This is a genomic window from Limimaricola cinnabarinus LL-001 (genome assembly GCF_000466965.1).
In the GTDB taxonomy this organism is placed as follows: domain Bacteria; phylum Pseudomonadota; class Alphaproteobacteria; order Rhodobacterales; family Rhodobacteraceae; genus Limimaricola; species Limimaricola cinnabarinus.
The window spans coordinates 1-6,957 of sequence record NZ_BATB01000106.1 but is presented as its reverse complement, the minus strand read 5'-3'; the positions used below and the strand labels follow the sequence as shown (position 1 = coordinate 6,957).

General features: G+C 67.5%; 8 protein-coding genes and 2 pseudogenes. 4 read left to right on the top strand and 6 right to left on the bottom strand.

The features are described from left to right. The coding region (locus tag MBELCI_RS17955) for a peptidoglycan DD-metalloendopeptidase family protein (RefSeq protein ID WP_045320478.1) at nucleotides 1-289 on the top strand (289 nt) is incomplete at its 5' end. A gap of 65 nt (nucleotides 290-354) precedes the next feature. Here the strand turns inward: MBELCI_RS17955 and MBELCI_RS17950 are convergent. Genes MBELCI_RS17950 through MBELCI_RS17935 form a run of 4 tightly spaced genes read right to left on the bottom strand, consistent with a single transcriptional unit; the run spans nucleotide 355 to nucleotide 2,812 of the window. Beyond that, the gene (locus tag MBELCI_RS17950) at nucleotides 355-1,197 is read right to left on the bottom strand and encodes an ATP-binding protein (protein ID WP_021695672.1); all 843 of its coding nucleotides are present in this window, start codon (nucleotides 1,195-1,197) and stop codon (nucleotides 355-357) included. After that, on the bottom strand, nucleotides 1,194-2,048 hold the full coding sequence (tatC, locus tag MBELCI_RS17945) for a twin-arginine translocase subunit TatC (protein WP_021695671.1): 855 nt from the start codon (nucleotides 2,046-2,048) through the stop codon (nucleotides 1,194-1,196). The genes MBELCI_RS17950 and tatC overlap by 4 nt, the downstream gene beginning before the upstream one ends. Then, the gene (gene tatB, locus MBELCI_RS17940; RefSeq protein ID WP_045320477.1) at nucleotides 2,045-2,542 is read right to left on the bottom strand and encodes a Sec-independent protein translocase protein TatB; all 498 of its coding nucleotides are present in this window, start codon (nucleotides 2,540-2,542) and stop codon (nucleotides 2,045-2,047) included. The genes tatC and tatB overlap by 4 nt, the downstream gene beginning before the upstream one ends. A 21-nt stretch (nucleotides 2,543-2,563) precedes the next feature. After that, entirely contained in the window at nucleotides 2,564-2,812 is a 249-nt protein-coding gene (locus tag MBELCI_RS17935; RefSeq protein WP_021695669.1) for a twin-arginine translocase TatA/TatE family subunit, read from the bottom strand. A 173-nt stretch (nucleotides 2,813-2,985) separates the two neighbouring features. On the opposite strand from MBELCI_RS17935, the pseudogene MBELCI_RS20205 reads away from it, so the two are divergent. Then, nucleotides 2,986-3,650: pseudogene (locus MBELCI_RS20205) on the top strand (helix-turn-helix transcriptional regulator). Between the two features lie 26 nt (nucleotides 3,651-3,676). Here the strand turns inward: MBELCI_RS20205 and MBELCI_RS17925 are convergent. Together MBELCI_RS17925 and MBELCI_RS17920 are read right to left on the bottom strand one after the other, a co-directional pair. Then, on the bottom strand, nucleotides 3,677-4,771 hold the full coding sequence (locus MBELCI_RS17925; RefSeq protein WP_045320479.1) for an ABC transporter ATP-binding protein: 1,095 nt from the start codon (nucleotides 4,769-4,771) through the stop codon (nucleotides 3,677-3,679). 110 nt (nucleotides 4,772-4,881) lie between these two features. Beyond that, nucleotides 4,882-5,661 (bottom strand): SDR family oxidoreductase, encoded by a 780-nt coding sequence (locus MBELCI_RS17920; protein ID WP_021695666.1) that lies wholly within the window; start codon nucleotides 5,659-5,661, stop codon nucleotides 4,882-4,884. A gap of 90 nt (nucleotides 5,662-5,751) precedes the next feature. On the opposite strand from MBELCI_RS17920, the gene MBELCI_RS17915 reads away from it, so the two are divergent. Together MBELCI_RS17915 and MBELCI_RS20575 are read left to right on the top strand one after the other, a co-directional pair. Next, complete coding sequence (locus MBELCI_RS17915) at nucleotides 5,752-6,732, top strand: Hint domain-containing protein (RefSeq protein WP_045320475.1); 981 nt, start codon at nucleotides 5,752-5,754, stop codon at nucleotides 6,730-6,732. Nucleotides 6,733-6,794: 62 nt separating this feature from the next. Then, nucleotides 6,795-6,957, top strand: a pseudogene (locus MBELCI_RS20575) (GTP-binding protein); the annotation flags it as partial.

The following is a 6,957-nucleotide window of genomic DNA, read 5'->3' as shown; positions in this document are numbered from 1 at the left end:
CGACGGCATCGACATCGGCGCGCCCGCCGGGAGCGCCGTGAAGGCCGCAGCTGCGGGCACGGTCGCCGCGATCACCACCAACACCGAAGGCATCCAGATCGTCGTGATCCGCCATCCCGACGAGCTTCTGACGGTCTATACCCATGTGGTCGATCTCGCGGTCGAGCGCGGCGCCAGCGTGTCCAAGGGCCAGACCATCGGCAAGGTGAAGGCCGGAAGCCCGAGCCTGCTGCACTTCGAAGTACGCAAAGGCATGGAAAGCCAAGACCCGACCAACTACCTGCCCTGACCGGGGGGCATGCGAAAGGGCCGCCCCGAGGGGCGGCCCTTTTTTCGTTTCCGGCCAGAGCTGTCTTAGCCGATCTTCACGCCCTCGCGGCCTGCCAGATCGGTAAAGAACTGCCACGCCACGCGGCCCGACCGGCCGCCCCGCGTCGCCTGCCACTCGATCGCTTCGGCACGTAGCCGTGCCGCATCGACGGTCAGGCCGAAGGCATCGCAATAGCCTTGGACCATGGACAGGAATTGATCCTGATCACAGGGGTGAAAGCCCAGCCAGAGACCGAAGCGGTCCGAAAGCGAGACCTTTTCCTCGACCGCCTCCGACGGGCTGATCGCGGTGGAGCGCTCGTTCTCGATCATGTCGCGCGGCATCAGGTGACGCCGGTTCGAGGTGGCATAGAGCACGACGTTCTCGGGCCGCCCTTCGATGCCGCCGTCGAGCACCGCCTTCAGCGACTTGTAATGCGCATCGTCATGGCTGAACGACAGGTCATCGCAGAACAACACGAAACGCTGCGGCGCGGCGCGCAGGATCGCGAGGCAGCGGTCGATGCTCTGAAGATCCTCACGCTGCACCTCGACGATCTTGAGCTGCGGAAACTCGCCCTGAAGAGCACCGTGCACCGCCTTGACAAGGCTCGACTTTCCCATTCCCCGCGCGCCCCATAACAGCGCATTGTTCGCGGGCAGGCCCTGGGCAAAGCGGCGGGTGTTGGCAAGCAGCGTGTCCCGCGCGCGGTCGATGCCCACGAGCAGCGAAAGATCGACGCGGCTCACGCGCGGTACCGCGACCATCCGGTCGGGATCAGGCTGCCACATATAGGCGGGCGCTCCGCGCAGCGAGGGCGCGGGCTGGGGCGGCGGGCTCATCCGCTCCAGCGCCAAGGCGATACGGTCGAGCGCGTCCTGGCTCATTTCGGCTCCTCCGGCTCATCCTCGTCCTCGATCCAGAGCCCCTCGGCCCGAAGATGCGCCTCGCGCTTGCGCTCGACGCGCGCCACGAGAAGGATCGAAATTTCGTAAAGCCCGTAGACCACGGTGAACAGGATCACCTGGCTCACGACATCGGGCGGTGTCGCGACGGCGGCGAGCAGCAGGATCGCAACAACCGCGTATTTGCGCACCGCGCCCAGCCCCTTGGCCGAGACCAGCCCCGCCTTGCCCATCAGCGTCAGCAACACCGGCAACTGGAAGCACAGGCCGAAGGCCACGATGAACTTGATGGTCAGCGTGAGATAGGCCTGTGCGGAGCCTTGGAACGCGATGCCAGCCACCGCCGTGTCGTTCTCGACACCGTTGGCCAAGCTGCCCGGTTGCTGGAAGCCGAGGAAGAAATCGAAGGCCAGCGGCGTGACGATGTAATAGGCGAAGGAAGCGCCCAGAAAGAACATGAAGGGCGACGCCAGCATGAACGGCAGGAACGCCCCCTTTTCGGACTTGTAGAGGCCCGGCGCCACGAAACGCCACATCTGGTAGGAGATCACCGGGAAGGACAGTGCCAGCCCGCCCAGCATCGAGATCGACACCGCCACGAAGAAGCCTTCCTGAAGCGCGATCAGGATCAAGCCGCAATCCTCCTGCCCCCGCGCCGCCATGGCGGTGCACAAGGGTCGGGTCAGAAAGTCGAAGATCGGGTTCCAGACCGTGAAACACACGATCATGCCCGCCACGAAGGCAAGTACCGAGCGGATCAGGCGGGTGCGCAACTCGGCGAGGTGCTCGATCAGCGGCGCCGAGCTGTCCTCGATCTCGTCAACGGGGCTCATGATGTCGTGTCATCCTTTCGCGCGGGCGTCGACTCGGCGGGCTCCAGCGGCTCGGCGGGTGCGCTGATCGGCCCTGTTTCGCGGTCCGGCACGATGGAGGGCTCGAGATCGGCCAGCTCCTCCTCGGTTGGGGCCATCGCCTCGCGGGCCTGCCGGTCGGTCGCGGCCTTGGCGGTGGCCTCCTCGACCTTGCGGCGGGCCTCGGCGCGGTCCTCCGAAAGCGTCCCGGTCCCGCCCGGCTTGAAGTTCTTCTTCAGCGCGTCGGTGCCGAACCCCTTCGGGTCGGCGGCGGCCTTGATGGTCTTCTGGATATCGCGCATGCCGCTCTCGTCCGCGGCATCTTCCATGGCCCGCGAGAACTCCCGCGCCATCGCCTTGGCCTTGCCAGTGAAGCGTCCGATTTCACGGAACATCCCCGGCAAATCCTTGGGGCCGACCACGATCAGCGCCACGACCCCGATCAGCAGAAGCTCGCTCCAGCCCAGATCGAACATGTCTGTCCATCCTGTCTCGGGTTACACCCGGTCCTTGTCCTTCACGGTGCCCGCGTCGTGCAGGGTGCCCGGCTCGTGCACGGTGCCCGCCTCGTTCACGGTATTGGACTGATCGTCGATCTCGCGCTTGCCGTCGTCGACGCCGCGCTTGAAGGCGGTGATGCCCTTGCCGACTTCGCCCATCAGCGAGGAAATCTTGCCCCGGCCAAACAGCACCAGCACCACGACGGCGATCAGAAGGAGGCCCGGAAGGCCGATATTGTTGAGCATGGCGTGTCTCCCATCCCGGCGGCCCGACAAGGCCGCGCATTGTCTCGCAGCCCCCAGATACGCGCCCCACCGTCCGGGTAAAAGGCCGGAAACCTTTTTCGTGGGGCTACAATCCGCTTTTCTTGACACTAAGCTGTCAGTTGTCACTTTTGTGTCAGTTAAAAGGACCTCCCATGCCCCGAGCCGACCGGCTTGTCGAAATGATCCGGATCCTGCGCGACGGACGGCTGCACCGCGCCGAGGATCTCGCGTCCCGTCTGGGCACCTCTCTGCGCACGATCTACCGCGACATGGACCGGCTCATCGCCTCCGGCGTCCCGATCGAGGGGCGGCGGGGTCTGGGCTACCGCGCCACGGCGGCGGTGACGCTGCCGCCCTTGAACCTCACTATGACCGAACTCGAAGCGCTGCATCTCGGCCTCGCAGCGGTGGTGGCGCAGTCCGAGGATGCGGAACTGCGCGAGGCGGCGCGCCTGCTGTCGGGGCGGATCGACGCGGTGCTGCCCGAAGATCGCGGGCAGGCCGGGGGGTGGAGCTTTGCCACGCCGCCGCTTGGCGACGCGGTGGCGGGGTTTCGGCACATGGCTTCGCTGCGCGCCGCGATCCGCGCGCGCCAGAAGCTTCAGGTGACCCTGCGTGGCCCAGAGAGCGCGCAGGTCTTGCGCCCGCTGCGTCTCGACTACTGGGGTCGGGTCTGGACCTTGCGGGGTGGAGCGAAACGGCCAAGGGCTTTGCCGAGCTACGGGTGGACCGGATCACCGCCCTGCGGGTCCTGCCGCAGCTTTTCGTGGACGAGGCTGGCCGGACCCTCGCGGATCTGGAAGCGTCGCGCGGCTAATCAGGCTGGTCCGCCCCCGCGCCGTCTCAGCCCGCGCGCCTCTTGGGAAACACGAAACACCGGTCGCGCCGCATCATCAACCACAGCCGCGTGCCGGGTTTGGGCAGGAACACAGACGGCACCGAGGCTCGCAGGATCTCACCGTCGTGGTCCATGCGGAATTCCACAAGGCTCGACGCACCCAAGAACCGCGCCCGCTCCACCGTGCCCGCCGCTGGCGTCCCTTCGCGCGTGGTGGGGTTGGGTCCGCGCCCCTGCCGGTCGAAGTCGATGCGCAAATGCTGTGGCCGGATCACGATCTCGACCTCGGTGCCGTCCGGCAGGCCCGGCGTCAGGAAATCTCCGAAGGGCGTGTCGCACAGCGCGCCCTGAACGGTGCCCTCGATCACGTTGATATCCGAGAAGAAGGCTGCTGCCTCGCGGTCCTTCGGCGCGTTGTAGATGTTGTAGGGCGCGCCGTACTGCACCACGTGGCCGTCACGCATCAGCGCGATCTCGTCGGCCATGCGCATCGCCTCGGCGGGCTCATGGGTAACGAGCAGCACCGCGGTGCCCTCGGCCTTGAGAACGGCGAGCGTCTCGTCGCGGATGTCGTCGCGCAGCCGATCGTCGAGCCCCGAGAACGGCTCGTCCATCAAGAGGATACGAGGGGAAGGCGCCAGCGCACGCGCCAGCGCCACCCGCTGCTGTTCGCCCCCCGACAGCTCGTGCGGGAACCGGTCGATGTGGCGGCGCATGCCGACCTTGTCGAGCAGCGTCTCGACCCGGGCGCGGATCTCGGCCTTCGGCCCCTTGAGGCCGAAGCCTACGTTGCGCGCCACGTCGAGATGCGGGAACAAGGCGAAGTCCTGAAACATCAGGCCGATGCCGCGCGCCTCTGGAGGCATGTGCAACGTGCGCTCGGAAATCGCCACGCCATCGACATAGACACCGCCCGCATCCTGCCGATCGACGCCCGCGATGATCCGAAGTGTCGTGGACTTGCCGCAGCCCGAGGGGCCGAGCAGGCAGGTCACCTGCCCCGGCATCACCTTGAGCGACACGCCCGACACGACCTCGCGCCCGGCGAAGACCCGGCTGAGATCGCGGATCTCGAGCCGTGCGGCGGGCGCGGTCTGGATGGGGGCGGTCCCGGTGGGCGCGGCCCGGGCGGAGGCGGGTTGTTCGAACACGGCAAAATCCGATCAAATGCGTCGGATTGCCCTAGCAACACCGCCCCGCGCCCGCAAGCTTACATGGTCTGATTGCCGACCCCGCCATCGAGCAGCACGTTCTGACCGACCATGAACCCCGCATGATGCGAGCACATGAAGGCGCAGGTTGCGCCGAACTCGGCCGCCGTGCCGTAGCGCCGGGTCGGGATGCCAGCTTCGCGCTTTTTGCGGGCTTCTTCGACGCTGATGCCTTCCTTCTTGGACACTCCGCCATCGAGCGACGCGGCGCGGTCGGTGTCATGGATGCCCGGCAGCAGGTTGTTGATGGTCACGCCCGAAGGGGCGACCTGCCGCGAGGTGCCCGCGACATAGCCGGTGAGACCCGCGCGCGCCGAGTTCGACAGGCCGAGCGCCGGGATCGGCGACTTCACCGATTGCGAGGTGATGTTGACCACCCGGCCCCAGCCGCGCTCCATCATGCCCGGCACCAGCGCCTTCATCAGCGCGATCGGCGTCAGCATGTTGGCATCGAGCGCACGGATGAAATCCTCGCGGTCCCAGTCGGTCCACAGGCCCGGCGGCGGGCCGCCCGCATTGGTGACGAGGATGTCGACACCCTGCGCCGCGTCGATCAGCTGCGCCTGCCCATCGGGCGTGGTCACGTCGCAGGCGACGGTGACGACCTCGACCCCGAACCGGTCGCGGATCTCCTGCGCCGCTTGCTCCAGCGCCTCGGCGCCGCGCGCGTTCATCACCAGATCGACGCCCGCCTCGGCCAGCGCTTCGGCGCAGCCACGCCCCAAGCCCTTGGACGAAGCGCAGATCAGCGCCCGTTTGCCCCTGATGCCCAGATCCATCAGATACCTCCCTGTTTACGCACATGGCCTAGCATCGGGTCGCGCGTCGGGCAATGATCGCCCGTCATGCGGCACCCGTCAGGAGAACAGATGACCGACGAGACCGAGCTGCAGCACCTCATGGTCTTCGATGCGGCGGATCTGCGCGTGTCGCACGGCGTGGCGCGAGGCGATCCGATGAGCTTTGCCGACGAGTTGGTGCCGGACGACATCTACCGCGTTGGGCGCGAGGCCCCGGCACGCCGGCTGACGCTACGCGCTAGGGCGGATGCCAGCTTTCGGGTGGTCGATGGCGCGGCGGACGGCCGGGGCGGCCGGACGCTGCACATCGACAGCTGTCTGACGCTGATGGCGCGCGATGGGACGGCGAGCGAGGCGATCGTGCTGGTCGAGGTCGAGGCGGATGCGGCGCTGGCCATCTACCTGTTGCCTCTGGGCCGGCTCGTGCAGGGTGAGGATTACCGCCTCGTGGGGATCGACCGTCACGCCGGGACCGCGCGGCTGGCCCAGCTGGCCTGCGTGTCCTTCACCCGCGGCACGCATATCGCGCTGGCCAGCGGCGCGCAGGTGCCGGTGGAGAATCTGCGCCCCGGCGACAGGATCCTGACGCGCGACGGGGGGCCGCAGCCGCTGCGCTGGGTGGGCCAGACCACGCTGCGCGCGACCGGGCGCTTCGCGCCCGTGCTGATCCGTGAAGGCGCGCTGCACAACGCGCGCGATCTTTGGCTCAGCCCCGATCACCGCATCTTCGTGTGGCAGCGCGAGGACCGCATCGGCGCGGGCCGGGCCGAGCTGATGGTCCGGGTGCGCCACCTGATCAACGGCGACACCGTGGTGCAGAGCGAAGGCGGCTTCGCCCAGTATTTCCAGCTTGTCTTCGACGCGCATCAGATCGTCTATGCCGAGGGCATCGCCGCGGAATCGCTTCTGGTCGATCACCGCACCAAGGGCGCGCTGCCCGGCAGCATCTCGACCCATGCGACACCGCAGCACCTGTCCTACGAGGTCTCCGAAAGCCTGCTTTCTGGGTCCGATGCGGCCGCCCTGCTGCGCCGCGCCTCGGGGATTTGAACGCCGCCTACAGTGCCGTCGGGGCGATTGCTCCTTGCGCGCGCAGCCTTTATAGCGCGGGCATGAACAACCGCCCCGCCCTCCCGCCCGAAATCGCCCGCCGCCGGACCTTTGCGATCATCTCGCATCCCGACGCCGGCAAGACGACGCTGACCGAGAAAGTTCCTGCTGTTCGGGGGCGCGATCCAGATGGCCGGACAGGTCCGCGCCAAGGGCGAGGCGAGG